Genomic DNA, 25947 nt, shown 5'->3' with positions numbered 1-25947 from the left:
AGGAAACCATGCAAATGAACCACAAGACCGCGCCGTTCCGCATCGACATTGCCGACGGCATCGCCGAACTGGTGATCGACCATCCGCCCGTCAACGCGCTCGACAACGCCGGCTGGCATGCGCTGGCCGCAGCCATCGACCAACTGGGCACCGATCCCGCGGTGCGCGTGATCGTACTGCGCGGCGAGGGCCGCGGCTTCTGCGCCGGCGTCGATATCAAGGAGCTGGCCGCGCACCCGCAGCGCATCGTCGATGTCAACGCCGGCAACTACGCCACCTTCCGCGCCGTGCACCGCAATCCCAAGCCGGTCATCGTGGCCGTGCACGGCTTCGTGCTGGGCGGCGGCATCGGCATCTGCGGTGCGGCCGACATCATCGTGGCCGCCGATTGCGCGCGCTTTGGCGTGCCCGAGATCGACCGCGGCGCCATGGGCGGCGGCGCCCACCTGCAGCGCATGTTCGGGGTGCAGAAGGTCAGGGCGATGTACTTCACCGGCGAGATGATCGATGCCGCCGAGGCATACCGCCTGGGCGCGGTCGAGCGCGTGGTGCCGCGCAGTGAATTGCGCGACGCCGCCATGGCGCTGGCCGGCCAGATCGCTGCCAAGAGCCCGGCCATGCTGCAGCTGGCCAAGGAGGCGCTCAACGGCGTGGAAGACGGCAACCTCGAGGACAAGTACCGCTGGGAGCAGGGCTTCACGCTGCAGGCCTATATGAGCGCCGATTCCGGCGAGGCGCGCGCGGCCTTTGTCGAAGGCCGCGAAGCCCGCTTTGCACCGGGGGAACGCGATGCAGCTTGAGTACACCAGCGCCCAGCGCGCCTTCCGCGCCGAAGTGCGCGACTGGATGGCCGCGCACGTGCCGCGCACGCCGCTGGCCAGCTTCGATACCGAAGAGGGCTTTGCCCAGCATCGCGCCTGGGAAGCCACGCTCAACCAAGGCCGCTGGAGCATGGTCACGTGGCCGGCCGAACTGGGCGGGCGCGGCTGCGACCTGATCGAGTGGCTGATCTTCGAGGAAGAGTACTGGCGTGCCGGCGCGCCGATGCGCGTCAACCAGAACGGCATCTTCCTGCTCGGGCCCACGCTGATGGAATTCGGCACCGAGGCACAGAAGGCGCGCTTCCTGCCGCGCATGGCCTCGGGTGAGCACATCTGGGCGCAGGGCTGGTCCGAGCCGAATGCCGGCTCCGACATGGCCGCGATCCGCTGCAGCGCGATCCGGCAGGGCGATGACTATGTGATCAACGGCCAGAAGATCTGGTCGACGCGGGCGGTGTGGGCGGACTGGCTGTTCGGCCTGTTCCGCACCGACCCGGCCTCGACGCGCCACCATGGGCTGACTTTCGTCCTGGTGCCGCTGGACACGCCCGGCATCACCGTGCGCCCGATCCGCCAGCTCAACGGCCAGACCGGCTTTGCCGAGATCTTCTTCGACGACGTGCGCGTGCCGGTGCAGAACCGCCTGGCCGCTGAAGGCGCCGGCTGGCAGGTGGCCATGGCCACCGCCGGCTTCGAGCGCGGCCTGATGTTGCGCTCGCCGGCGCGCTTCCAGGAAACCGCCCGCGCGCTGGTCAGGCTGTACCAGGCCAACCGCGAGGCGGCGGACCGCGACCCCTCGCTGCGCGAGGCGGTGCTGCGCGCCTGGATGGACGCCGAGGCCTACACGCTGTCCACCTACGCCACCGCGAGCCGCCTGGTGCGCGGCGGCCATATCGGCGCGGAGTCGAGCACGAACAAGGTGTTCTGGTCTGAGCTGGACATCCATATGCACGATACCGCGCTGGCCATCCTCGGCCAGGCAGCCGAAATCGCGCCCGCCGGCCAGCCGCCGGGCTCGCTCGGCCACTGGCTGGACGGCTTCCTGTTCTCGCAGGCCGGGCCGATCTATGCCGGCACCAACGAGATCCAGCGCAACATCGTCGCCGAGCGCCTGCTCGGCATGCCGCGCGCATGACGGCACCCGGGGAAAACACCATGGATTTCGCATTGACCGAAGAGCAGGAACAGTTCGCCGAGGCGATCCGGCGCTTCCTGATGACCGAGATGACGCCCGAACTGACGCGCGAACTGTGGGCCACTGAATCTGGCCGCTCCGACGCGCTGTGGCGCCAGCTTGCCGACCAGGGGCTGACCGCGGTGATGGTGCCGCAGGAGCAGGGCGGGCTGGGGCTGGGCGAGGTCGAATGGGCACCGCTGGCGCAGGCCTGCGGCTACTTTGCGCTGCCCGAACCTTTGCTCGACACCGCGCTGGTGGCGGTGGGGCTGCTGCGCGATGCGCTCGCGGCGGTGCCGAACGTCTCGGTGCGCGAGCGCTGCGCAACGCTGCTGGAGCGCATCGCCGCCGGCGAAGCCCGCGTGGCGGTGGCACATCCGCAAGAGCGGCTGGTCGCCGACGCCCATGTCGCCGACGCCATCCTGTGCGCGCACGAAGGCGCCGTGCACCTGCTGCGGCCCGACCAGGCCGCGCTGACGGCGCGCACCGGGCTCGATCCTTCGCGCCGCCTGTTCGAACTGGCGTGGACGCCGGCCGCGGCTACCGAGCTGATTCCTGCCGGCAGCGACCTGTGGGACAGCGCGCTGAACCGTGGCGCGCTCGGCGTGGCCGCGCAGCAACTGGGCCTGACGCAGCGCATGCTGGACCTGGCGATCGACTACGGCGCGCAGCGCAAGCAGTTCGGCAAGGCCATCGGCGCCTACCAGGCGGTCAAGCACCTGCTGGCCGACGTGGCGATCCAGCTTGAATTCGCCCGGCCGGTGCTGCTGCGCGCCGCCGCCGCGCTGGCGCATGGCCTGCCCGATGCGGGCCTGCATGTCTCCCACGCCCGCGTGGCCGCCGCGCGCTGCGCGTGGAGCGCGGCGCGCCAGGCCATCCAGGTGCATGGCGCGATGGGCTACACCTGGGAGCTGGACCTGCAGATCTTCACCAAGCGCGCCTGGGCCCTGGCGGGAAGCTGGGGCGACCGGGCCTTCCACAAGGCGCGCATGGGCGCGCACATCCTGGACGGCGCGCATGACATCGGCGCCGGCGCCACCTTCGCCTGAATCCAAAGAGACCAATGACCATGAAAGACGCCTATATCGTTGACGCGCTGCGCACGCCCACCGGGCGCCGCAAGGGCGGACTGTCGCACATGCACGGCGCCGACCTGGGCGGCTTCGTGCTGGCCGAACTGGTGCGCCGCAACGGCATTCCTGCCGAGGACTATGACGACGTGGTGTTCGGCTGCGTCGACACCATCGGCCCGCTGGCCGGCAATATCGCCCGCAGCGCGTGGCTGGCCGCCGGCCTGCCGCTGACGGTGCCGGGCGTGACCGTGGACCGCCAGTGCGGCTCCTCGCAGCAGGCCGTGCACTTTGCCGCGCAAGCGGTGATGAGCGGCACGCAGGACGTGGTGATCGCCGGCGGCGTGCAGACCATGACGCAGATCCCGATCTCGTCGGCCATGCTGGCCGGGCAGGCGCTGGGGTTCGCCGACCCGTTCTCGGGCAGCAAGGGCTGGCAGGCACGCTTTGGCGATGCGCCGGTGTCGCAGTTCCATGCCGCGCAGCGCATTGCCGATCACTGGAAGCTGTCGCGCGAGTCCATGGAGGCCTATGCGCTGGCAAGCCACCAGCGCGCCGCGGCGGCAAAGGAGGACGGCCGCTTCGCGCGGGAGATCGTGCCGTGCGAAGGCGTGATCCATGACGAGACGCCGCGCCCGGATACCACGCTGGCCAGGATGGCCGCGCTGGAGCCGCTGATGCCCGGCGGTGCGCTGACTGCCGCGGTGTCCAGCCAGACCGCCGATGCCGCCGCCGCGCTGCTGATCGTTTCCGAAGACGCGCTCAGGCGCTATCAGCTCACGCCGCGCGCGCGCATTGCGCATATGAGCGTGCTGGGAGACGACCCGCTATGGATGCTGACCGCGCCGATCCCGGCCACCAAACGCGCACTGGAGCGCAGCGGCCTGCGCCTGGCCGATATCGACGTGGTCGAGATCAATGAAGCGTTCGCTTCCGTGGCGATGGCATGGCTGGCCGAGACTGGCTATTCCCCCGAGCGCACCAACCCCAACGGCGGCGCCATCGCCCTGGGCCACCCGCTGGGCGCCACCGGCGCGCGCCTGATGACCACGCTGCTGCACGAACTGGAACGCACCGGCGGCCGCTACGGCCTGCAGACCATGTGCGAAGGCGGCGGCCTGGCCAACGTCACCATCATTGAACGGCTGTAAGGAGAGCGCCATGGGAATCTGCGACGCACGCACCGTCATCATCACCGGCGCCGGCGGCGGGCTGGGCCGCGCCTATGCGCTGGCCTTTGCCGCCGAGGGCGCCAACGTGGTCGTCAACGACATCCGGCGCGAGGCGGCCGAGGCGGTCTGCGCGGAGATCCGCGCGGCCGGCGGCAGTGCGCTGGCCAGCGACGACGACATTACGCAACTGGCCACCGCGCAGCGCATCGTTGATGCCGCGGTCGAGGCCTTCGGCGAGGTTCACGTGCTGGTCAACAATGCCGGCATCTGCCGCGACCGCATGTTCGTCAGCCTGACCGAAGCGGACTGGGACGATGTCATGCGCGTGCACCTGCGCGGCCACTTCTGCCTGGCCAACCTGCTGGCGCGGCGCTGGCGCGATGCCGCCAAGGCTGGCCGCGCCGTTGACGCGCGCATTATCAACACCAGCTCCGGCGCGGGCCTGCAGGGTTCGGTCGGGCAGTCCAACTACGCCACCGCCAAGGCCGGCATTGCCGCGCTCACGCTGGTGCAGGCCGCCGAGCTGGGCCGCTATGGCATCACCGCCAATGCGCTGGCGCCGGCGGCGCGCACCGGTATGACCGAGGACGTGTTCGCCGACATGATGCGGGCGCCGGCCGACGGTTTCGATTACTACGACCCGGCCAACGTCGCGCCGCTGGTGGTATGGCTGGGCAGTGCCGGCTCCGCGCATGTCAACGGGCGCATGTTCGAAGCGGCCGGCGGCATGGTCTCGGTGGCCGACGGCTGGCGCACCGGACCGAAGACCGACAAGGGATCGCGCTGGCAGCCGGCCGAACTGGGCGCAGCCGTGGCGGAACTGCTGGCGCAGGCGCAGCCGCCCCAGCCGGTCTACGGCAGCTGAGCGCGACGGCCATGGACTTTTCCCTTAGCGTCGAACAGCAGATGATCCGCGACAGCGCGCGCGACTACCTCGCCACGCACAGCGATTCGGCGGCGGTGCGGCGTGTGACCGAGGCGGGCCCCGCTCACGATGAAGCGCTGTGGCGCGCGGTCGCGGGCGAACTTGGCTGGTGCGGCATCGCACTGCCCGAAGCCGTGGGCGGTGCCGGACTTGGCGCGCTCGGCCTGGCGCTGCTGCAGGAACAACTGGGTCAGCGCCTGGCCTGCGTGCCGTTCTGGTCCGCCGTATGCGTGGCCGCGCCGTGGCTGCAGGCCAGCCTGGGCCCGCGCGGCAGCGCGCAGTGGCTGGAACGGCTGGCCTGTGGCGAGCTTCGTGCCGCCGCGGCGCTGCCGGACGATGGCGGCTGGCAGTACGACGGCGTCGCGATCAGCGCGCAGGCAAGCACGGATGGCTTCGTGCTGTGGGGCTACGCCGCCCAGGTGGCCGATGCCGTCGGCGCCGACTGGCTGATGGTGCCGGTCCGGCTCGATGACGGCGTGCCGGCGCTGTTCCTGCTGGAACCCGCCGCGCTGGCGCAGGACGCGCGCTTCCAGCTGGAGCCACTCGATACGCTCGACCGCACGCGGCCGCTGGCCGCGCTGCGGCTGGACGGGCTGCCCGTGCCCGCCAGTGTCTGCCTGGCGCGCGCGGACGCGGCGGCGCTGGGCCTGGCACAGGCCTGGTGGCACGGCAAACTGATGCTGGCGGCCGAGCAGCTTGGCGCGGCCCAGCAATGCCTGGACCTGACCGTGGCCCATGCGTCGGAACGGATCCAGTTCGGCCGCGCCATCGCCTCGTTCCAGGCGGTCAAGCACCGCTGCGCGCAGATGATGGTGCTGGTCGAGGCGGCGCGCTCGGCAGTGTATGGCGCGGCGCAGGCGTGGGAATCGGGCGATGTCATGGACGTGGCCGACATCCGTCTCGACATCGCCGCCGCCTCCGTGGCCGCCGACGACGCGCTGCGCTTCAGCGCGCAGGAGGCCATCCAGCTGCATGGCGGCGTCGGCTTCACCTGGGAATACGACCCCCAGCTCTATTTCAAGCGCGCGCAGGCCGCCAGCCACTGGCTGGGCGGTGCCGGCGCAGCGCTGGCGTACCTCGCGGCAAACGGCCCCCACGCCTGGAGGACAGCATGACAGCGAATCAAGAGGCGGCATTCCGCGCCGAGGTGGCGCAGTGGATGGACGCCAACCTGGCCGGCGAGTTCGCCTGCCTGAAGCACCGCGGCGGCCCCGGCGACGAAGAGGCCTATCCCGAACTGCGCAAGGCGTGGGAGCGCCGGCTGGCCGAAGGCGGCTGGACCGGCCTGGGCTGGCCGCGCGCGCATGGCGGGCGCGAGTTGCCGGTCATGCAGCAGGTGATCTTCCATGAGGAATATGCGCGGGCCGGCGGCCCGGGCCGCATGGGCCATATCGGTGAAGGGCTGATCGGCCCCACCCTGGTCGCCTTCGGCACCGAGGACCAGAAGGCGCGCCTGCTGCCCGGCATCCTCAATGGCACCACGTTCTGGTGCCAGGGGTATTCGGAGCCGGGCGCGGGCTCGGACCTGGCCAATGTGCGCACGCGTGCGGAGCGCGATGCGGCCAGCGGCGACTGGCTGGTGAGCGGCCAGAAGGTGTGGACCTCGCTTGCGCACGATTCGGACTGGATCTTCGTGCTGGCGCGCTGCGAGCCTGGCTCGCGCGGCAGCAAGGGCTTGATCTTCCTGATGCTGCCGCTGGATCAGCCCGGCATCGAGATCCGCCCGATCCGGCAGATGGGCGGCGGCGCCGAATTCAATGAGGTGTTCTTCGACGGCGCGCGTGCCGCCGCTGCCGACGTGCTGGGCGCGCCCGGCGATGGCTGGCGCATCGCCATGGCGCTGCTGGGCTTCGAGCGCGGCATCTCCACGCTGGGCCAGCAGATGCAGTTCACGCATGAACTGGAATGGGTGGCGCAGGCGGCGCGCGACAACGGCAGCAGCCGCGACGCGCTGGTGCGCCAGCGCATTGCGCGCGCCTGGGCGGGCCTGCGCGTGATGCGCGCCAATGCGTTGCGCATGCTGGCGGGGGCGGCGCAGGCGGGCCAGGATGGTGGCACCGCGCTGCAGCGCGAGGCGCTGATCTACAAGTACTACTGGTCCAACTGGCACCGCGACCTGGGCCAGCTGGCGCTGGACGTGCTGGGCCCGCTGGCCAATGTGCTCGACGCCGGCGAGACGGGCGACACGCGCCGCACGCGGCTGCAGCAGATGGCGCTGTTCTCGCGCGCCGACACCATCTACGCCGGCACCAACGAAATCCAGCTCAACATCATCGCCGAACGCGGCCTCGGCATGCCGCGCGAAGCCCGAGGACAGTCATGACCCTGAACACCGAAATCCCCAGCGCCCCGGCCTATGTGCCGGGCCATCAACTGCTCGCCGGCAAGAGCGTGCTTATCACCGCCGCGGCCGGCGCCGGCATCGGCTTTGCGGCCGCGCGCCGCTGCGCTGAGGAGGGCTGCCGCGCGCTGATGATCTCCGATATCCACCAGAAGCGGCTGGACGAAGCGGTCGAGCGCCTGCGCGCGGAAACCGGCCTGCAGGCGATCCACGGCCAGCTTTGCGATGTGTCGGATGAAGCGCAGGTGCGCGCGCTCGTGGCCGCCGCCGAAGAAGCACTTGGCGGCGCCGACGTGCTGATCAACAACGCCGGCCTGGGCGGCTCGCGCCGCCTAGTTGATATGGACGATGCCGAGTGGTCGCGCGTGATCGATATTTCCCTCACGGGCACCTTCCGCATGACGCGCGCGATGCTGCCGCACATGCAGGCGCGCCGGCGCGGCGCCATCGTCAACAACGCCTCGGTGCTGGGCTGGCGCGCGCAGAAGGAGCAGTCGCACTACGCCGCGGCCAAGGCCGGGGTGATGGCGCTGACGCGCTGCAGCGCGATGGAGGCCGCCGAATTCGGCGTGCGCATCAATGCGGTGGCGCCCAGCATTGCCCTGCACGACTTCCTGAAGAAGTCGGCGCCGGCCGACCTGCTGCGCCAGCTCAGCGAGCGCGAAGCGTTCGGGCGCGCGGCCGAGGTGTGGGAGGTAGCCAATGTGATGGTGTTCCTGGCCAGCGACTATGCCTCGTACATGACGGGCGAGGTGCTGCCGGTGAGCAGCCAGCGGGCTTGAAGCGAAACAGTTGGGACCGGGAACAACGCAGGAACCAGACATGCCAAGAATCTTCCGTTCTGCCGAAGACATCCACGCCGCCGTCGGCCAGCGCCTTGGTGAAAGCGCCTGGACGCGGATCACCCAGGAGCAGGTCAACCAGTTCGCCAATGCCACCGGCGACCACCAGTGGCTGCACGTGGACCCGGAGCGCGCCGCGCAGGGTCCGTATGGCGCCTGCATTGCGCACGGCTACCTGACGCTGGCGCTGGTCAACCAGTTCCTGCCGGAGCTGGTCACGGTCGAAGGCATGAAATGGGGCGTCAACTACGGCTGCGACAAGGTGCGCTTCCCGGCGCCGGTGCGCGTGGGCGCGCGCGTGCGCGGCGTGGGGGAACTGGTGCGGGCCGAGACCTTGCAGGGCGGCGTGCAGTCGGTGGTGCGCATGACCGTGGAAATCGAAGGCGGGGACAAGCCGGCCTGCGTGGCCGAGACCATCAGCCGCTATTACTTCTGAACAGGAATCCAGCATGAAAGAAGCAGTCATTGTCGCCGTCGCGCGCACACCGATCGGCAAGGCCTTCCGCGGTGCCTTCAACGATACCGAGACCCCCGTGCTGGGAGGCCACGTGGTGCGCGCGGTAGTGGAGCGCGCCGGGGTGGACCCGGCCGAGGTGGACGATGTGCTGATCGGCGCGGCCGCGCAGCAGGGCACCCAGGGCTACAACCTGGGCCGCCTGTGCGCGGTGGCGGCCGGCCTGCCGGACAGTGTGCCCGGCATGACCATGGACCGCATGTGCGGTTCGGGCCTGATGACGATCGCGGCGGGCGCTCGCGCGATCCAGTGCGGCGAGGCGGACATCATCGTGGCCGGCGGCGCGGAGTCGATCTCGCTGACGCAGAACAAACACAAGAACAGCTACCGCGCCCAGTCCGAAGCGGTGCTGGCGCACCAGCCGGCGGCCTATATGGCGATGATCGAGACCGCCGAGGTAGTGGCGCGCCGCTACGGCATCAGCCGCGCCGAGCAGGACGCCTACGCCTGGCGCAGCCAGCAGCGCACCGCCGAAGCGCAGCGGCGCGGCGCCTTCGATGACGAGATCGTGCCGCTGGAAACGCGCCGCGCGCTGTTCGACAAGGCCGGCACGCTGACCGGCCACGAGACCGTGCGGCTAGCGCACGACGAGTGCAATCGGCCCGATACCACGGCCAGCAGCCTGGAGGCCCTCAAGCCTGTCTGGAGCGGCGGGCAGGCGGTGGCAGCTGGCGAACATATCACCGCCGGCAATGCCTCGCAGCTGTCGGACGGCGCCGCCGCGGTGCTGCTGATGAGCGCCGATGAGGCGCGCCGCCGCGGCCTGCGCCCGCTGGGCCGCTACCGCGGCATGGCGGTGGCCGGCTGCGCGCCGGACGAGATGGGGATCGGCCCGGTGTTCGCCGTGCCGAAGCTACTGGCGCGCCATGGCATGACCGTGGCCGACGTAGGCCTGTGGGAGCTGAACGAGGCCTTTGCCTGCCAGGTGCTGTATTGCCAGCAGAAGCTGGGGATTCCGGATGCGCGGCTGAACGTCAACGGCGGCGCGATCTCGATCGGCCATCCGTTCGGCATGTCGGGTGCGCGCATGGCCGCGCATGCGCTGATCGAAGGCCGGCGCCGCGGCGTGCAGCAGGCGGTGGTGACCATGTGCATCGGCGGCGGCATGGGCGCCGCCGCGCTGTTCGACGTTCTGTAATCACAAGCAGCTCCTGCAGGAACCGGCCCGCAACGAGGCTGCCTGCCATCACTCCAACCGGAGGAGACATCATGAAACGACTGATCGGCGTCGCCATGTCGCTGGCCGTGCTGGCCACCGCAGTATGGGCCTTCGCGCCGCGCCCGCTGCCGCCGTTCGCGGCCACGACGCTGCGCCCGGACGGCCTGCAGGTCAACGGCATTGCGCGCGCCGGGGAGCGGCTGGTCGCAGTGGGCGAGCGCGGCCAGATCCTGCTCAGCGATGACCAGGGCCGCAACTGGCGCACGGCCGCCGTGGACCAGCCGCAAGGTGTCACGCTGACCCAGGTGGCCTTCGCCGACGGCCGCCACGGCATGGCGGTCGGCCACGGCGGCTGGATCCTGCGCACTGAAGACGGCGGTGCCCACTGGCAGCAGGTGGCGCTCGACGCGCGCTCGTCCGACCCGCTGCTGGGCGCCTGGGCGCAGGCCGGTGGGCCGTGGTTCGCGGTTGGCAGCTTTGGCCGCTTCCTGGTCTCGCGCGACCAGGGCAGGCACTGGGAAGAAGCCGCTGACAAGTCCATGCAGGACCGCCACCTCAACGGCATTGCCGGCGATGCGCAGGGACGCCTGATGCTGGTGGGCGAAGCCGGCCTGGTGCTGCGCTCGCCCGATGGCGGCGGCCGCTGGGAGGCGATGAAGTCCCCGTACGAGGGCTCTCTCTATGGTCTGCTGCCGCTGCGCGACGGCGCCTGGCTGGCCTTCGGCATGCGCGGCAACGCCTTGCGCAGCGAGGACTTCGGCGCCACCTGGCAGGCCGCCGACACCGGCCGCAAGACTTCGTTCTTCGGCGGCGCCGAGCTGCCCGATGGCCGCATCGTGCTGGCCGGGCAAGGCGGCACGCTGGTGATGTCCGCCGATGGCGGGCGCCACTTCACCGCATTGCCCGCCGGCAGCCCGCAGACCCTGGCCGCGCTGGCCCCTGCCGGCAAGGACACGCTGGCGCTGGGCGGCAATGGCGGCATCGCCGCCGCCACGCTCGCTGCCAACACCCGCTGACCCTGCCTGACCCTGGCTTACCGAATGCGAGAACGATCATGAACCGCCCTCAATCCTCCGGCCGCCTGGGCCGCTTTGTCGATGCCTGCGCCAGTGTGCTGATGCACCGGCGCCGGCTGCTGCTGGTGCTGTGCCTGGCCGTGACCGTCGCGTTGGGCGTCTCGGCCACGCGGCTGCGGCTCGATCCCGGCTTCAACAAGATGATCCCGCTGCAGCACCCGTACATGCAGGTGTTCACCAAGTACGCAAGCACCTTCTCCGGTGCCAATACCGTGCTGGTAAGCCTGCGCTGGAAGGGCGACGGCGATATCTACAATGCGCCGTTCATGGACAAGTTGCGCCGCGCCACCGATGAAGTGTTCTTCATTCCCGGTGTGGACCGTTCGCGCGTGTTCTCGCTGTTCACGCCCAATGTGCGCTACACCGAGGTGACCGAGGCGGGCTTTCGCGGCGACGTGGTGGTGCCGGGACGCTTCTCCGCCACGCCGGCGGAGCTCGACAAGGTGCGGCGCAACGTGGCGCGCTCCGGCCAGATCGGCCGGCTGGTCAGCAATGACCTCAGGTCCGCCCTGATCCGCGCGGAGCTGCGCGAGACCGATCCGGCCACCGGCAAGACCATCGACTACGGCTCGGTCGCGCGCCAGCTGGAGAAGATTCGCGGCGAATTCAGCGGCACCGATGTCGAGGTCAATATCGTCGGCTTTGCCAAGCTGGTGGGCGATGTCGAAGAGGGCATCTCAGGCGTGATGGGCTTTTTCGCGCTGGCCTTCGCCGTGACTGCACTGCTGCTGTGGCTGTACACGCGCTCGCTGCGCATCACGCTGCTGTCGCTGGTGGTGGCGCTGCTGCCCGTGGCCTGGCTGCTGGGCCTGCTGCCGCTGCTGGGCTACGGCATCGACCCGATGTCGATCCTGGTGCCGTTCCTGATCTTCTCGATCGGGGTCTCGCACGCGGTGCAGATGACCAATGCCTGGAAGCAGGAGGTGGTGCAGGGACACAGCGCGCTGGACAGCGCCAGCGCGGCCTTCCGCAAGCTGTTCATTCCCGGCACGGTCGCGCTGCTGACCAACGCGCTGGGGTTCATGGTCATCATGCGGATCCAGATCGACATCGTGCGCGAGCTTGGGATCACGGCCTGCCTGGGCGTGCTGCTGATGATCGTGACCAACAAGGTGTTCCTGCCGATCCTGCTGTCGTACACGCGGCTGGAGCCCTCGGCGCTGGCGTCGGCGCAGGCCCGGCGCGCGCAAGGAGCCGGCGGGCTGTGGCAGAAGTTCGGCGCGCTGGCGCGCCCGGGACCGGCGCTGGGGGTGTTCATGGCGGCGCTGGCGCTGCTGGCGGCCGGCGCCATCGAATCGCGCGGCCTGAAGATCGGCGATGTCGGCAGCGGCGCGCCCGAGCTGCGTGCGGATTCGCGCTATAACCGCGACAGCGCCAGCGTGGTGAGCCAGTACAACATCGGCTCGGATGCGCTCACCGTCGTGGTGGAACCCACCGGCTTCGATGACGGCTGCCTGCACTACCCGGTGATGAGCGCGGTCGAACGCTTCGAGATGCATATGCGCGGCGTGTCCGGCGTGCAGTCGGTGGTGAGCGTATCGTCGCTGGCCAAGGTGGTGATCGGCGCCTACAACGAGGGCAACCCGCGCTGGGAGGCGCTGCCCCGCAGCAGCGAGGGCCTGAGCCAGGGCGCCAAGGCGTTCGACCCGGACAACGGCATGAATACCTCGAACTGCCAGGCCATCCAGGTGCTGATCTACACGGCCAATCACGAAGGCGCGACCATTGCCCACATCATTCGCGAGATCCGCCGCTTCACTGCCGCCGACAAGACGCCCAACGTGGCGTTCCGCCTGGCGGGCGGCAATATCGGCGTGATGGCGGCCACCAATGAGGCGGTCGAGGAAGCCGAAGTGACGATGCTGCTGTCGATCTTCGGCGCGATCACGCTGCTGTGCCTGCTGACGTTCCGCTCGTGGCGCGCGGTGCTGTGCATCATCGTGCCGCTGACGCTGGTGTCGGTGCTGTGCAATGCGCTGATGGCGCGCCTTGGCATCGGGCTGAAGGTGTCGACGCTGCCGGTCATCACGCTTGGCGTGGGCGTTGGCGTAGACTACGGCATCTACCTGTACGAGCGCATCCAGCACCAGATCCGCGAGGAAGGACAGGCCCTGCCGCAGGCCTTTGCCGAGGCCATGCGCCAGCGCGGCTCGGCGGCGCTGTTCACGGCGCTGACGATGTGCATCGGCGTGGGGACCTGGGCCTTTGCCGCGCTCAAGTTCCAGGCAGACATGGGGATCCTGCTGGCCTTCATGTTCCTGGTGAACCTGTTCGGCGCGGTATCGCTGCTGCCGGCGCTGGCTGCGTGGCTGGGGGTGGAGGAAGAAGAGCGTGCCCGCGTGGCTGGTGCCGGTGGTGCCGGTACCGCCGCGCGCGGCGAGACGGTGCCGCCGGCGCACGCCTTGAAATCCGACGTGGTGTAAGGCCGATGGCCCGGAGAGACAGCATGCACGATAGCCAGGTTTCCGCAGCGGCGGCATTCACGCCGGTCCGCATCGGCCCGCTCACGCTGCGCAACCGCCTGATCAAGGCCGGCGCGAACGAAGGCATGACGCCGCAGGGCCTGCCGACGCAGGCGCTGGTCAGGCACCACCGCGAGCTTGCCGCGGGCGGGGTGGGCATGACCACGGTGGCTTATGCGGCGGTGGCTGACGACGGCCTGACCTTTTCGCACCAGCTCAGCATGCGCCCGGAGCAGGTTGCGCCCCTGCGCGTGCTGACCGAGGCCGTGCATCGCGAAGGCGCGGCGGCCTGCCTGCAGATCACCCATGCGGGGTCGTTCACCACCATGCGCCACGGCGGCAGCCGCGCGCCGGGCAGTGCTTCGTCCGGGCTCAATGCCTTCGGCATGCTGCATGGCGTCTATTTCCAGCGTGCCCTGCGCGAAGCGGACATGGCGCGCGTTGCCGGCCAGTTTGCCGCGGCGGCGCGGCTGGCACGCGAAGCCGGCTTCGACGCCGTGGAAATCCACATGGGGCATGGCTACCTGCTCAACCAGTTCCTGTCGCCGCTGAGCAACCGGCGGCGCGATGCGTTCGGCGGCAGCGTGGAGAACCGCACGCGCTTTCCGGCCGCGGTGCTGCGCCAGGTGAAGGATGCCGTCGGCGCCGACCTGGCAGTTTGCTGCAAGCTGAGCGTCAGCGATGGCGTCCCGGGCGGTAACGAACCCGCGGATTCCGCCGTGACCGCGCGCATCCTGGAGGCGGAAGAGGCCGATCTGCTGACCCTCAGCGGTGGCCGCAACGTGGAGAGCCCGTGGGCGCTGTTCGGCAGCCACATGCCCACGGCGCAGATGAAGGCCGCCGCGCCGACCGCGGTGGCGCGCTTCGGCATCACCATGCTGGAAAAGCGCACGCCGCGCGAGCTGGCCTTTCGCGAGCTGTACTTCCTGGAGGCGTCGCGCGTGGTGCGGCGGGCGGTGCGCATGCCACTGGCCTATATCGGCGGCGTCAAATCGATCGGCAACGTGGCGCAGCTGATGGAAGAGGGCTTCGACTGCGTCGCGCTGGCGCGCGCGCTGATCCACGATCCCGCGCTGGTGGCCAACTGGCGCAGCGGCGCGGTGGCGCGTTCGGCCTGCGACAGCTGCAATGGCTGCGTGGCCAGGATCTACGACCCGGCCGGCGTCAGTTGCGTGCATGGCCCGGGCAATGATCCGGCGCTGACACAAATTGCCGCGCTGCAGTAGTCCGATGAGACGATGAGCCGCCGGACAGACGCTCTTATCTTGAAGCTCCCACGGGAATTCAAGGAGACAGACGCCATGACCGCTGACGGCAACCAGACTGGCTACAAGACCGGCTACAAGATCGAATCACGCCCGCCCGAGGCCCGCTACGCGCGCGGCTGGCATTGCCTCGGCATGGCCGACGCCTACCGCGACGGCAAGCCGCATACCCTGAACATCTTCGGACAGCGGCTGGCGGCCTTTGCCGACTCGACCGGCGCCATTCGCGTGATCGACGGCTATTGCCCCCACATGGGCGCCGACCTCAGTACCGGCACCGTGCAGGGCGACAACCTGGTCTGCCCGTTCCACGGCTGGCAGTGGGGCGGCGACGGCGGCTGCAAGTCTATCCCCTACTGCAAGCGCGTGCCCCCCAAGGCACGTGTCGGCGCCTGGCAGACCAGCGAGCAGAATCGGCTGCTCTTCATCTGGCACGATCCCGAAGGCCGTCCGGCGCCTTCCGAGGTGGCGATTCCGCGCATCGAAGCCTGCTTCTCGCCGGAGTGGTCGGACTGGGCCATCGACGAGATGGTGATCAACACCAACTGCCGCGAGCTGGTCGACAACATCTCTGACATGGCGCATTTCGGCACGGTCCACGGCGCCCCGGTGGATTACTTTGCCAACCTGTTCGAAAACCACAAGGCCACGCAGCTGATGATCGGGCGCAGTGCCCGGCTGTCGGGTGATGCGCGCCTGACTGCGCTGTCGACGTATTTCGGGCCCGCTTACCACATTACCGACATGAGCGGCCAGATGGGTGACCAGCGCATCGAGTCGATCCTGCTCAACTGCCATGTGCCGATCGACCTCAACAGCTTCGTGCTGCGCTACGGCGTGCTGGTGAAGAAGATCCCGGGGCTGTCCGACGAACAGAACCGTGCCATGGCGCAAGCCTATGTGGAGCAGGCCAAACAGGCCTTCTACGAGGACGTGGCGATCTGGGACAGCAAGATACGCATCGACAACCCGCTGCTGTGCGAAGGCGACGGGCCCATGTACCAGATGCGCGACTGGTACCAGCAGTTTTATACGGACGTGGAACAGGTGCGGCCGTCCAGCGTGGCGCGGCGCGTGGTCGAGCTGAACCCGGGCGGCATCGAGCCGCCGGCGCTGCGGCATGTGTTCGAGGCCTGACGGAAACCTTCACGGAACCCAACCACATGAAAACCGTAATCATTACCGGTGTCGCGTCGGGCATGGGCGCGGCCGTGCGCCAGCGCATGCTTGCCGACGGCTGCCGGGTCATCGGCATTGACCTGCGCGATGCCGACATCCTTGCCGACCTGTCCAGCCAGCAGGGCCGCGCTGCCGCGATCGACGCCGTCCTGTCGCGGTCGGGCGGCCGCATCGACCAGCTGGTCTGCTGCGCCGGCCTGGGCCCGCATGTCGAACCCGCCACGCTGGTGGCATCGGTCAACTACTTCGGCGTGGTGGCGCTGCTGGATGGTTTGTTCGAGGCACTGCGCCAGGGCTCGGATCCGTGCGCCGTGGTGGTGTCGTCCAACTCGGCCACGCTCCAGTCCTGGGAGGGCAGCCCGCTGCGTGATGCCTACCTTGCCGGCGACGAGTCCGGGGTGCGCGCGATGGTGGACGCCGCCGCGGCGGTGGAAGCCACCCGGGACCAGGCTGGCTATATCGCCTATGCCAGCTCCAAGCATGCGGTGGCGGCGGCCGCGCGGCAACGCGCCGCGGCGTGGGGCCAGGCCGGTGTGCGCCTGAACGTGGTCGCGCCGGGCGCGGTGGAAACGCCGTTGCTGCAGGCCGGCCTGAAGGATCCGCGCTATGGCGACGCCATCCGTGATTTCCTGCCGCCGCTGGGGCGCCGTGCCCAGCCTGAAGAGGTGGCCGCGCTGATCGCCTTCCTGTGCGGGCCGCAGGCGGCCTACATCCATGGCAACGTGGTGTTCATCGACGGCGGCCTGGATGGTGCGCAGCGCCCGCTCGCCTTCTGAGCCGCGCAGCCGCCACGAGACGCGGCGGCCCGCCGGCAACGCCTGCATGCTGCCGTTACTCCCCCTTTGCCGCCTTGAACGGCCCCCCCGAAGCTGGAGACAACTTTGGGGGGCAGTTCACTAGGCTTCCATTACTTCGCCGAAGCGCTGCAGGTGATAGTCGCTGTCGCCCAGCAACTGGTCCAGCATGGTCAGGCGCTTGAAGTAGTCGCCCACCGACAGCTCATCGGTCATGCCCATGCCGCCGTGCAGCTGCACGGCCTGCTGGCCGACAAAGCGCCCGGCGCGGGCCACCGTGACCTTGGCCGCGGACAGCATGCGGCGGCGCGCCGCCGGATCGGATTCGTCCAGCGCCTGGGCGGCCACGTAGGCCATCGACAGCGCCAGCTCCTTCTGCACCAGCATGTCGGCCATGCGGTGCTGCAGGGCCTGGAAGCTGGCCAGCGGCTTGCCGAACTGCTGGCGCGTGCCGAGGTACTCGCCGGTGATCTGGATCAGCTTTTCCATGGCACCGGCGCCTTCGGCGCACAGCGCGGCGATGCCGTGTTCCAGGCCCACGCCCAGCGCAGCCAGGCCGTCGGCGGGCTGGCCCACCAGTGCACTGGCCGGCACGGTAACGTTCTGCAGCGACAGGTCGGCGGCGCGCAGGCCGTCGATGGTGGGATAGGCGGTGACGCCCAGGCCCTTGCTGTCGCGCGGCACCAGGAACAACGCGATCTCGTTGCTGCCGGCCACGCGCGCGGTCAGCAGGTAGGCATCGGCGGCGGCGCCGTGCCAGACCACGCTCTTGATGCCGTTGAGCACATAGCCGTCGCCGCTGCGCTCGGCGCTGGCGCGGGCCGATTCCGGACGGTAGCGGGTGGTGGGCTCCAGGTAGGCCAGCGTGACGATGCGCTCGCCCGAGGCGATCGCGGGCAGCCATTCTTCCTTCTGCGCGGCGCTGCCATGGGCGGCGAGGGTGGCCGCCGCCATCACGCCGCTGGGCGTGACCGGCTCGAGTACCAGGCCGCGGCCCAGTTCGCGCTGCACCACCAGCTGGCTGGCGGGGCCCTCGCCGAAGCCGCCGAAGTCGGCCGGCACGGTCAGGCCCAGCACGCCCATTTCGGCCAGCTTGTTCCACACGCCGCGATCTAGGCTTTCGCCCGCGCGCGCGCTCTTGCGGCGGGCCTCGAAGGTGTATTCGGTATCGATAAAGCGACGCAGGCTGTCCGCCAGCATCTGTTGCTCTTCGCTGTAGGTGAAGTCCATGTCAGCTATCCCTTCAGAAACCCAGGATCATCTTGGAGATGATGTTCTTCTGCACTTCGGTCGCGCCGCCGTAGATCGAGGTCTTGCGCATGTCGTAGTACGTGGAGGCGGCCGGCGCGGCCCATTCGGGGCCGGCCACCGGCTGCGTCGCGCCGGGCTCCAGCCAGTCCGGTGAATACGGCCAGGCGTTGGGGCCGGCCACTTCCATCATCAGCATGCCCAGGTCCTGCTGCACCTCGGAGCCGCGGATCTTGACGATCGAGGCCTCGGGGCCGGGCGTGCCGGCGGACTGCGTGGCCACGCGCAGCAGCAGCATTTCCAGCGCCATGATGTCCATCTCGACGCGGGCAATCTTGTCGCGCATGCGCACGTCTTCGATCAGCGGGCGGCCGGCGCCATCGGTAGCCTGGCTGGCGTAATGCTTGAGCAGGCGCAGTTCGCGGTTGCAATGGCCGATACCAGCGATGCCGGTGCGCTCATGGCCGAGCAGGTACTTGGCGTAGGTCCAGGCGCGGTTTTCTTCGCCGACCAGGTTTTCGACCGGCACTTCCACGTCCTCGAACCAGGTCTCGTTGACGTCATGGCCGCCGTCGAGCGTCTTGATCGGGCGTACCGTCACGCCGGGCGACTTCATGTCGATCAGCAGCATCGAGATGCCTTCCTGCGCCTTGGCCTCGGGATCGGTGCGCACCAGGCAGAAGATCCAGTCGGCGAAGTGGGCCATCGTGGTCCAGGTCTTCTGGCCGTTGACGATGTACTTGTCGCCCTTGCGTACCGCGCGGGTCTTCAGCGAGGCCAGGTCGGAGCCCGAGCCCGGCTCGGAATAGCCCTGGCACCAGAAGTCGTCGATATTGGGGATGCGGGGCAGGAAGCGCTGCTGCATCTCGGGGCTGGCGTACTTCATCAGCACCGGGCCGATCATGGTCAGGCCGAACGGCAGCATGCGCGGCGCGCCGGCGCGGAAGGTCTCGATCTCGAAAATCAGGCGCTGCAGCGCGGTCCAGCCGGTGCCGCCCCATTGCTTCGGCCAGGTCGGCGCGCCCCAGCCGTGCGCGTTCAGAATGCGGTGCCAGCGGACGTAGTCGTCCTTTTCCACGCGCTGGTGGCTGAACACCTTGTTGCGGATGTCTTCCGGCAGGTTGGCCTGCGCGAAAGCGCGGACCTCCTCGCGGAAGGCCTGTTCCTCGGCGGTGAAACGCAAATCCATCTCAATGTCCCCTGTGGTACGCGGGCCGTGCGGCGCTTGCATGCAGCTTGGTTGTGCAGTGCGTCATGGCAGCGGGCCCTCACTGTGCCGGCCGATTGTAGGGGCCGGGTGCGATTCTTTGCTTCTTCAATGATAAAGGCGTCCTTCGTGGAGGCGGAACCACCTGCGCCGGGTGGTGGCGCTGCGAACGGGGGCCAGTGGCGTTGACGAATACGGCCTTAGTGAATTCCAAATGGCTCCGGCGCGGGGCTTGCCGCAAACTGATGCAGCCAGTTTCATGTGGCCGGGTGCATTCCGCCGCATATCCGATTCAGCCCGCATCGAGAGATCCACCAGCGCCATGTCTTCCTTCCGCCCGCAATACATCCACGAGATCCCCCGCCACTGGGCCGCGCAGACGCCGCAGGCCCCGTGCCTGTACGAGAACGGCGCCGTCATCAGCTACGGCGACCTGTGGCGGCGCATTGAAACCGCCCGTGACTGGCTGGCGGCGCAGGGCGTGGGCGAGGGCGACCGCGTCATGGTGGTCGGCGAGAACTGCAACGAGATGGTAGTGACGCTGTTCGCCAGCAGCCTGCTGCATGCGTGGCCGATCCAGGTCAATGCGCGCCTGTCGGCGCGAGAGATCGACAACATCCGCGATCATTCGCAGCCGGCCCTGGTGCTGTTCACCGGGCATGTCTCCGACGTTGCCGCGGCACACGGCGAGCGGCTGGGCGCACAGGCCACCGGCTGCACGGTCTATGACGACGGGATGCGCGTGGCGCGCGCGGCTACCGCGCCGCAACGCGAGCCGGCCGAGCTGGCCCGCCGTGTCGCCACGCTGATCTATACCTCCGGCACCACCGGTGCGCCCAAGGGCGTGATGGTGCCGCACGCGGGCCTGACGCAGTTTGCGCGCATCTCCGCCACCTCACGCGCGATGAGTCCGGCCGACGTGGCCTACGGCGCGCTGCCGATGTCGCATATCTTTGGCATCGCCACCGTGCTGATGGCCACGCTGTACGCCGGCGCCAGCCTGTTCCTGCGCCCGCGCTTCGACGGCAATGAAGTGTTCGAGGCGCTGGCGTCACCCGGCGTCACCATCCTGCAGGGCGTGCCGACCATGTTCACGCGCATCATGGCCGTGGCGCCCACGGTCGGCGTGAAGCCGGGCGCGTATCCGCGCCTGCGCTACCTCTACACCGGCGGCGCCCCGCTCGACCCCACGCTCAAGCGCGACGTCGAGACCCTGTTCGGCCAGCCGCTGCATCATGGCTACGGCATCACCGAATACGCTGGCTCGCTCTTCATCACGCGCATGGACGCGCCGCGCGCCGACTGCTCGGCCGGCTATATCGTCGAAGGCGTGGAGATCGAGATCACCGATGCCGACGGCAAGCCGCTGCCCGCCGGCGAGCGCGGCCAGATCCGGGTGCGCGGCCGGGGCGTGATGCTGGGTTACTACCGCAACGCGGAGCAGACCGCCGAGGCGCTGCTGCCCGGCGGCTGGCTCAACACCGGCGACCTCGGCTACCTGGATGCCGACGGCGCGCTGTTTATCTCCGGCCGCTCCAAGGACCTGATCATCCGCTCCGGCTTCAACGTCTACCCGATCGAAGTCGAGTCAGTGATCAATGCCTTCCCCGGCGTGCGCCAGTCGGCCGTGGTCGGGCGCACCACCGGCGACGGCAACGAGGAAGTGGTGGCCTTCATTGAAATGCAGGACGGCGCTGAACTCGATCGCAAATCGCTGGACACCTACCTGCGCGAGAGCCTGGCCCCGTACAAACGCCCCGCCGAGATCCGCACCATCGACGTGATTCCGACCACGGCGAGCGGCAAGCTGCTCAAGCAGCCGCTGCGCGCCTTACTCGACTAAACGCCCGGCGGGCCTGCCGGCCCCGGGCACTACAGCCATACCTGGAGGAGACAACAATGAAGACATGGACGACACTGGCAGCACTGACTGCTACGCTGCTGCTGCAGGGCGGTGCTTGGGCTGCCGACGCCTACCCGTCGCGGCCGGTCAAGCTGCTGGTGGGCTACGCGCCGGGCGGCCCGGTCGACACCGCCGCGCGCATCTATGCCGAGCAGCTGGGCCGCGTGCTCAAGCAGCCGGTGGTGGTGGACAACCGCGCCGGCGCCAGCGGTGCGATCGCCGCCGACATGACGGCCAAGGCGACGCCGGACGGCTACACGCTGTACTTCGTCGCCAGTCCGACCATGACCATGACCCCGCTGATCCAGCACTCGGTCAACTTCAACCCGGTCAAGGACTTTACCTATATCGGCCTGATCACCGACTACACCAACGTGCTGCTGGTGAACAAGGACTTCCCGGCGAAGACGGTGGGCGAGCTGGTCGACTACGCGCGCAAGCACCCCGAGGGGGTCTCGTTCGGTTCCGCAGGCGTGGGCGCGTCGAACCACCTGTCCGCGGAACTGCTGGCGCAGATGAACAATGTGAAGATGCTGCACGTGCCGTACAAGGGCAACGCGCCGGCCATGGCCGACGTGATGAGCGGCAAGGTCACGTTCATGTTCGACATCACCGGCACGGCGATCGGCCATATCAACGGCGGCAAGGTGCGCGCGCTGGCGGTGACGTCGAAGACCCGCAACCAGGCATTGCCGAACGTGCCGACCATGATCGAATCGGGGCAGAAGGGCTATGACCTGACCGGCTGGTATGCGCTGGTGGGGCCGCAGAAGCTGCCGGCTGATGTGGTGGACAAGCTGGTCAAGGCGCAGAAGGCGGTTGGGGAGGATGCTGGCTTCCGGCAACGGATGACGGCTGGGGGGTATGACGTCAATATCAGCATGCCCAAGGCGCTGGGGGATCGGATTCAGCGGGAGCTGGCGTTGTGGGGTGGGGTGGTGAAGGCGGCGAAGATTCAGGCGGATTGAGGGGGGAGGTGTTGGATGGGGGAGGGGGGCTTGGGGGGGCTTCCTGCTCGTTAGCTTGGGTATGTAGGTCGGGTTTGATGTTGTCGTAGGATTAACCGCCTGGTTCTGCCCTGCTGGGCGGGTCACTTTTTGTCCGAGCGACAAAAAGTAACCAAAAAACGCGTCGCCTCAGGCGGCTGGCCATCAATTTGGTGGTGTTGGTGGTTCGGGCGGTGGTGGTTTCCGTTCGATGGGGTCGGTGGTTCGGGCCTGCTACGCACCCTGTCTGTGCCCACATCGACGGACTATTGGACGAACCCGACTTTAGGCGGTTGGCAGCCTGCTAAGTACCGCGTCGGTGGGACGCCTTCGGCTGCGCTTCGCGCCGGCCCTAACGTGGCAGGCGGACGACCACGTCCCGATTTGCGCTTTTGGCCCGGCAATACGACAGCCCCGTGCGAGCGCAGCGACGCACTCCGTGCCAGTGCCTTCGACCTACGATACTGAGTGCGCGTAGCGCAGCCGAAGGCGTCCTACCGATGACCTCGTTAGCAGGCTGCCAACAGCCTAAAGTCGGGTTCGTCCAATAGTCCGTGGACGTAGGCACCGGACAGGGTGCGTAGCAGGGTCGAACCACCAACCCCATCGAACGGAAATCACCACCGCCCGAACCACCCACACCGTGGAATGGATGGCCAGCCGCCAGAGGCGACGCGTTTTTTGGTTACTTTTTGTCGCTCGGACAAAAAGTGACCCGCCCAGCAGGGCGGAACCAGGCCGTCGACCTACGACAACATCGAACCCGACCTACATAACCAGACCAACGACCAGCAGGCCCGCCGCCTTCGCCGAGTCGTGACCCGAGCCCGCAATAGTCCGCTACATGGAGTTTGGCAGCTTCTGCGATCGACTTGACGTATCGATCCTTCACAATCTGCGCCTTGATTGTGAACGGCAGGGTTCTCTAGACTGGATGGGCTCCTGATACAGCAGGAGCCGGGAGTGAGAACCCGGTCCACGCTACCTCGTCTTCTACACTATGGAGGTCAGCAATGCACCAGTCCAACATCGAACCCGACGCCTTCACCCCACCTCGACTTGATGATTCGCTTTCGCGGTTCAGTCCCGAAACCCGGCGTGCAGCGCGTGAGGACGCGCTGCCTGTTCCTCGGCAACTCTTGCTATTGAATCTGTTGGATCAGGCCGATGCAGTTGCGCGAGGCGCGGCCTGCGTACTGACGTTGGTTACGCACAGCGAATGTGACGCACAGGAAGAGGGGAGCGTAGCCCTGCAGGCGGCTACGTTGGATGCGTTGCGAGGGCTCTGTCGGGCCTCCCTTGGATTGCTGGCCGACAGGGTAGAAGCAGTCGCGGAGGGAATTGAGGACGCGATGGTCGGGTAGCCAATCGCCGCCCATGGGGTCGGGTTGGCGGAAGCAGTTGGCCTTAGTCAGGCCTTCCAAAGGCCCAGAGATGACTGCATGCGACGCATGTCGCATGCAGTTGGCAATCAATGGGAATCCATGCCTCCGACAGATTATCGACGCGGAGGTATCAGGTTAGAACCTGTGGTGTCTGCATGGGTTCCGCTGGCCGCAATTTTGGTATAAAATTTTATACGGATTGTGGGATGGAGAAAGAGATTTGTTGGGTCGGGTCAGCCTACGACGACCTGCTCGCTTTATCGCCAACGCGAGGAAAGGCAAGTCATGAAGATCGACACTGAGATCCGCCACGTAACCAAGCCAGGCGCCAATCTGTTCCTGGAACTGGGGTTTGCGCCCGAGGAAGCCAAGCGGCTGCAGGCGGCGTCGAAAAAGCAGATCAACGACACGAAGCTGCTCAAGGAACAGCTCATGGCCGAACTGGCGGCATGGATTGAGCAACACCACCTGAAACAGGCAGAGGCCGCCGAGATCCTGATGGTGTCTCGTCCGCGCGTGTCGGACGTAGTGAACCGAAAGACGGCCAAATTCACCATCGACACATTGGTTGAAATGTTGAGTCGCATTGGCAAGCCCGTCCGCCTGGCAATCGGCCAGTAAGCCAGGGGCGCGCAGTAGCGGCGCGGCGCAACCCTGGCAAACGTATCCGCGGCCCTTGCCTTTTACCCTTCCACCTCCGCCCACCCCTGCATCGCCTGCCCACCAGCATCATCCCCCGTCCACAGCACCAGCCGCCCAGCCTGTGCCGGATCCGCCGCGCCGCCAACGATGATGGTGTCCTGGTCGAACAGCGGCGCCAGCCCGCGGAAGCCAAAGCGGCGCACGCGCGCCTGCGGTTGCTCGCGCGCCACCAGATCCAGCATCAGCATGGCCTGCATCGGCCCGTGCACCACCAGGCCGGGGTAGCCCTCTACGTCGCGCGTGTACTGGCGGTCATAGTGGATGCGATGCCCGTTGAAGGTCAGCGCCGAATAGCGGAACAGCATCACCGGGTCCGCCTGCAGCGTGCGCTGCCATTGCGCGGTCTGCTCCAGCCGCGGGCGCGGCGGCTGCGGCTTGGTCGGGTCGGGCATGGCGCGGTAGACGATATCGTGCCGCTCGCTGACCGCGGTCTTGCCGTTGACGGTCAGCTCATGGTCGACCGCGACAAACCACAGTTCACCGGTGCGCCCGGTCTTGTACTGCACGTCTTTGATGGTGGAGGTGCGCGTGACGGTATCGCCGATATGCAGCGGATGGCTGAAGGTCAGCTCGCTGCCGGCCCACATGCGGCGCGGCAGCGGCACCGGGGGCATGAAGCCGCCGAGCGTGGGATGGCCGTCGCGGCCGATGTCGCGCTGCGGCGCGCGCGGCAGGAAGTAGAGCCAGTGCCACAGCGGCGGCAGCGGGCCGGCGGCGACGGCCTCGGGGTCGAGGTCGAAGGTGGCGGCGAGCCCGATGACCGGTTCCGGCGACAGCGTTTCGGTGCGCGATTCGCTGCGGCCGATCCAGCCGCGCAGGCGTTCGAGTTCAGGAATGGCGTCAGTCATGGCAGTAAGCCTTGTAATGCGTGAAGGTTGTCGGGCGGCGGGTTATTGCGCCAGCGCCAGCAGCCGGCGGGCCTGTTCGATCACGGGCCGGTCGACCATCTTGCCATCGACCTGCACCGCATGGCTACCGCTGGCGGTGGCGTCCAGCACGCGCCGCGCCCAGTCGAGCTGCTCGGGGCTGGGCAGGAAGCCCGCGCGGACCGCGCCCAACTGCGCCGGGTGGATGCAGAGCTTGCCGGCAAAGCCGAGTTCGCGCGCATAGGCGACGTCGCTGGCCAGCACGGCTTCGTCCTTCAGCGCGGTGGTCACGCCGTCGACCGGTGGCGGCAGACCCGCCACGCGCGACGCCAGGACGATGCGCGCACGCGCAAAGGCGAGCGCGTCGCGCGTATGGCTGCAGCCCAGGTCGACCGCATAGTCGAGCGAGCCGAAGGCAAGGCGCGCCACGCCGGAGGCCGAGGCCACGCCGTCGATCTGGTGCAGGCCGAGCGCGGTCTCGATGATGGCGACCAACTCGCCCCGCGGGTTGATCGCGTGCAGGGCCTGCGCGATGGTGGCCAGTGCCACGGCATCTTCTGCCTTGGGCACCAGCAAGCCGGCCAGCGCGGTGCCCGGCGGCAGCGCGCGCAGCCAGGCCAGGTCGGCGGCAAACGCGGGCGAGGCACTGTCGTTGATGCGGACAAAGGCGTTGGCGGCGGGCCGGCCGGCCAGCCACGCGGCGATGGCTTCGCGCGCGGCGGGCTTGGCCTCCGGATGGACCGCGTCCTCCAGGTCCAGGATCATCACATCGGGGCCGGCGGCCGCGGCCTTGTCGAAGCGTTCCGGCCGGTCGCCCGGCACGAACAGGTAGGTGACTGCAGTGGACATAGCGTGA

General features: G+C 68.4%; 23 protein-coding genes. 19 read left to right on the top strand and 4 right to left on the bottom strand.

Translation table 11 applies throughout. The annotated features are described in order from the left end of the window. The first annotated feature begins 8 nt into the window (after nucleotides 1–8). From DN412_RS16640 to DN412_RS16570, 15 genes are all read left to right on the top strand, one after another. The gene (locus DN412_RS16640; protein ID WP_115212653.1) at nucleotides 9–800 is read left to right on the top strand and encodes an enoyl-CoA hydratase family protein; all 792 of its coding nucleotides are present in this window, start codon (nucleotides 9–11) and stop codon (nucleotides 798–800) included. Continuing rightward, entirely contained in the window at nucleotides 790–1956 is a 1167-nt protein-coding gene (locus DN412_RS16635; RefSeq protein ID WP_115212634.1) for an acyl-CoA dehydrogenase family protein, read from the top strand. The genes DN412_RS16640 and DN412_RS16635 overlap by 11 nt, the downstream gene beginning before the upstream one ends. Nucleotides 1957–1976: 20 nt before the next feature. Then, on the top strand, nucleotides 1977–3044 hold the full coding sequence (locus DN412_RS16630; protein ID WP_115212633.1) for an acyl-CoA dehydrogenase family protein: 1068 nt from the start codon (nucleotides 1977–1979) through the stop codon (nucleotides 3042–3044). A 20-nt stretch (nucleotides 3045–3064) separates the two neighbouring features. Then, nucleotides 3065–4216 carry an acetyl-CoA C-acetyltransferase gene (locus tag DN412_RS16625; protein ID WP_115212652.1) on the top strand — a complete coding sequence of 384 codons (1152 nt, stop codon included), beginning with the start codon at nucleotides 3065–3067 and terminating at the stop codon, nucleotides 4214–4216. 10 nt (nucleotides 4217–4226) lie between these two features. Next, complete coding sequence (locus DN412_RS16620) at nucleotides 4227–5102, top strand: SDR family oxidoreductase (RefSeq protein WP_115212632.1); 876 nt, start codon at nucleotides 4227–4229, stop codon at nucleotides 5100–5102. A gap of 11 nt (nucleotides 5103–5113) precedes the next feature. Beyond that, the gene (locus tag DN412_RS16615) at nucleotides 5114–6277 is read left to right on the top strand and encodes an acyl-CoA dehydrogenase family protein (RefSeq protein WP_115212631.1); all 1164 of its coding nucleotides are present in this window, start codon (nucleotides 5114–5116) and stop codon (nucleotides 6275–6277) included. Continuing rightward, nucleotides 6274–7485 carry an acyl-CoA dehydrogenase family protein gene (locus DN412_RS16610; RefSeq protein ID WP_115212630.1) on the top strand — a complete coding sequence of 404 codons (1212 nt, stop codon included), beginning with the start codon at nucleotides 6274–6276 and terminating at the stop codon, nucleotides 7483–7485. The genes DN412_RS16615 and DN412_RS16610 overlap by 4 nt, the downstream gene beginning before the upstream one ends. Further along, nucleotides 7482–8285, top strand: a complete 804-nt coding sequence (locus DN412_RS16605) for an SDR family oxidoreductase (protein WP_115212629.1) — start codon at nucleotides 7482–7484, stop codon at nucleotides 8283–8285. The genes DN412_RS16610 and DN412_RS16605 overlap by 4 nt, the downstream gene beginning before the upstream one ends. A 40-nt stretch (nucleotides 8286–8325) precedes the next feature. After that, nucleotides 8326–8781: a MaoC family dehydratase gene (locus DN412_RS16600; protein ID WP_115212628.1), complete on the top strand. Its 456-nt coding sequence runs from the start codon at nucleotides 8326–8328 to the stop codon at nucleotides 8779–8781. Nucleotides 8782–8794: 13 nt separating this feature from the next. After that, a complete protein-coding gene (locus DN412_RS16595) occupies nucleotides 8795–9997 on the top strand; it encodes an acetyl-CoA C-acyltransferase (RefSeq protein WP_115212627.1) in 1203 nt (400 codons plus the stop codon). Between the two features lie 71 nt (nucleotides 9998–10068). Further along, nucleotides 10069–11034, top strand: a complete 966-nt coding sequence (locus DN412_RS16590) for a WD40/YVTN/BNR-like repeat-containing protein (RefSeq protein ID WP_115212626.1) — start codon at nucleotides 10069–10071, stop codon at nucleotides 11032–11034. A gap of 38 nt (nucleotides 11035–11072) precedes the next feature. After that, on the top strand, nucleotides 11073–13517 hold the full coding sequence (locus DN412_RS16585; protein ID WP_115212625.1) for an efflux RND transporter permease subunit: 2445 nt from the start codon (nucleotides 11073–11075) through the stop codon (nucleotides 13515–13517). A gap of 71 nt (nucleotides 13518–13588) precedes the next feature. Next, nucleotides 13589–14782 (top strand): NADH:flavin oxidoreductase, encoded by a 1194-nt coding sequence (locus DN412_RS16580; protein WP_425267424.1) that lies wholly within the window; start codon nucleotides 13589–13591, stop codon nucleotides 14780–14782. A 75-nt stretch (nucleotides 14783–14857) separates the two neighbouring features. Beyond that, a complete protein-coding gene (locus DN412_RS16575; protein ID WP_115212623.1) occupies nucleotides 14858–15958 on the top strand; it encodes a 3-ketosteroid-9-alpha-monooxygenase, oxygenase component in 1101 nt (366 codons plus the stop codon). 26 nt (nucleotides 15959–15984) lie between these two features. Next, nucleotides 15985–16776 (top strand): SDR family oxidoreductase, encoded by a 792-nt coding sequence (locus tag DN412_RS16570; protein ID WP_115212622.1) that lies wholly within the window; start codon nucleotides 15985–15987, stop codon nucleotides 16774–16776. Between the two features lie 120 nt (nucleotides 16777–16896). Here the strand turns inward: DN412_RS16570 and DN412_RS16565 are convergent, their stop codons facing one another. Beyond that, nucleotides 16897–18024: an acyl-CoA dehydrogenase family protein gene (locus tag DN412_RS16565; protein WP_115212621.1), complete on the bottom strand. Its 1128-nt coding sequence runs from the start codon at nucleotides 18022–18024 to the stop codon at nucleotides 16897–16899. A 13-nt stretch (nucleotides 18025–18037) separates the two neighbouring features. Then, nucleotides 18038–19231: an acyl-CoA dehydrogenase family protein gene (locus DN412_RS16560; protein ID WP_115212620.1), complete on the bottom strand. Its 1194-nt coding sequence runs from the start codon at nucleotides 19229–19231 to the stop codon at nucleotides 18038–18040. 340 nt (nucleotides 19232–19571) lie between these two features. Here DN412_RS16560 and DN412_RS16555 point away from each other — a divergent pair, with 340 nt between their 5' ends. The 4 genes from DN412_RS16555 (at nucleotide 19572) to DN412_RS16540 (ending at nucleotide 24144) form a co-directional block, all read left to right on the top strand. Continuing rightward, a complete protein-coding gene (locus DN412_RS16555; protein ID WP_115212651.1) occupies nucleotides 19572–21092 on the top strand; it encodes a class I adenylate-forming enzyme family protein in 1521 nt (506 codons plus the stop codon). Nucleotides 21093–21148: 56 nt separating this feature from the next. Next, a complete protein-coding gene (locus tag DN412_RS16550) occupies nucleotides 21149–22120 on the top strand; it encodes a Bug family tripartite tricarboxylate transporter substrate binding protein (RefSeq protein ID WP_115212619.1) in 972 nt (323 codons plus the stop codon). 1031 nt (nucleotides 22121–23151) lie between these two features. Beyond that, the gene (locus DN412_RS16545; protein WP_115212618.1) at nucleotides 23152–23502 is read left to right on the top strand and encodes a hypothetical protein; all 351 of its coding nucleotides are present in this window, start codon (nucleotides 23152–23154) and stop codon (nucleotides 23500–23502) included. Nucleotides 23503–23808: 306 nt separating this feature from the next. Further along, the gene (locus tag DN412_RS16540) at nucleotides 23809–24144 is read left to right on the top strand and encodes a helix-turn-helix domain-containing protein (RefSeq protein ID WP_115212617.1); all 336 of its coding nucleotides are present in this window, start codon (nucleotides 23809–23811) and stop codon (nucleotides 24142–24144) included. A 62-nt stretch (nucleotides 24145–24206) separates the two neighbouring features. Here the strand turns inward: DN412_RS16540 and DN412_RS16535 are convergent, their stop codons facing one another. Then, nucleotides 24207–25073 (bottom strand): HTD2 family dehydratase, encoded by an 867-nt coding sequence (locus tag DN412_RS16535; RefSeq protein ID WP_115212616.1) that lies wholly within the window; start codon nucleotides 25071–25073, stop codon nucleotides 24207–24209. A gap of 42 nt (nucleotides 25074–25115) precedes the next feature. Then, nucleotides 25116–25940 (bottom strand): HpcH/HpaI aldolase/citrate lyase family protein, encoded by an 825-nt coding sequence (locus tag DN412_RS16530; RefSeq protein WP_115212615.1) that lies wholly within the window; start codon nucleotides 25938–25940, stop codon nucleotides 25116–25118. Nucleotides 25941–25947: the final 7 nt, after the last annotated feature.

Source organism: Cupriavidus lacunae, from assembly GCF_003353055.1.
Taxonomy (GTDB): domain Bacteria; phylum Pseudomonadota; class Gammaproteobacteria; order Burkholderiales; family Burkholderiaceae; genus Cupriavidus; species Cupriavidus lacunae.
The sequence above is the reverse complement of the archived record's forward strand: the minus strand, read 5'-3'. Positions and strand labels throughout refer to the sequence as shown.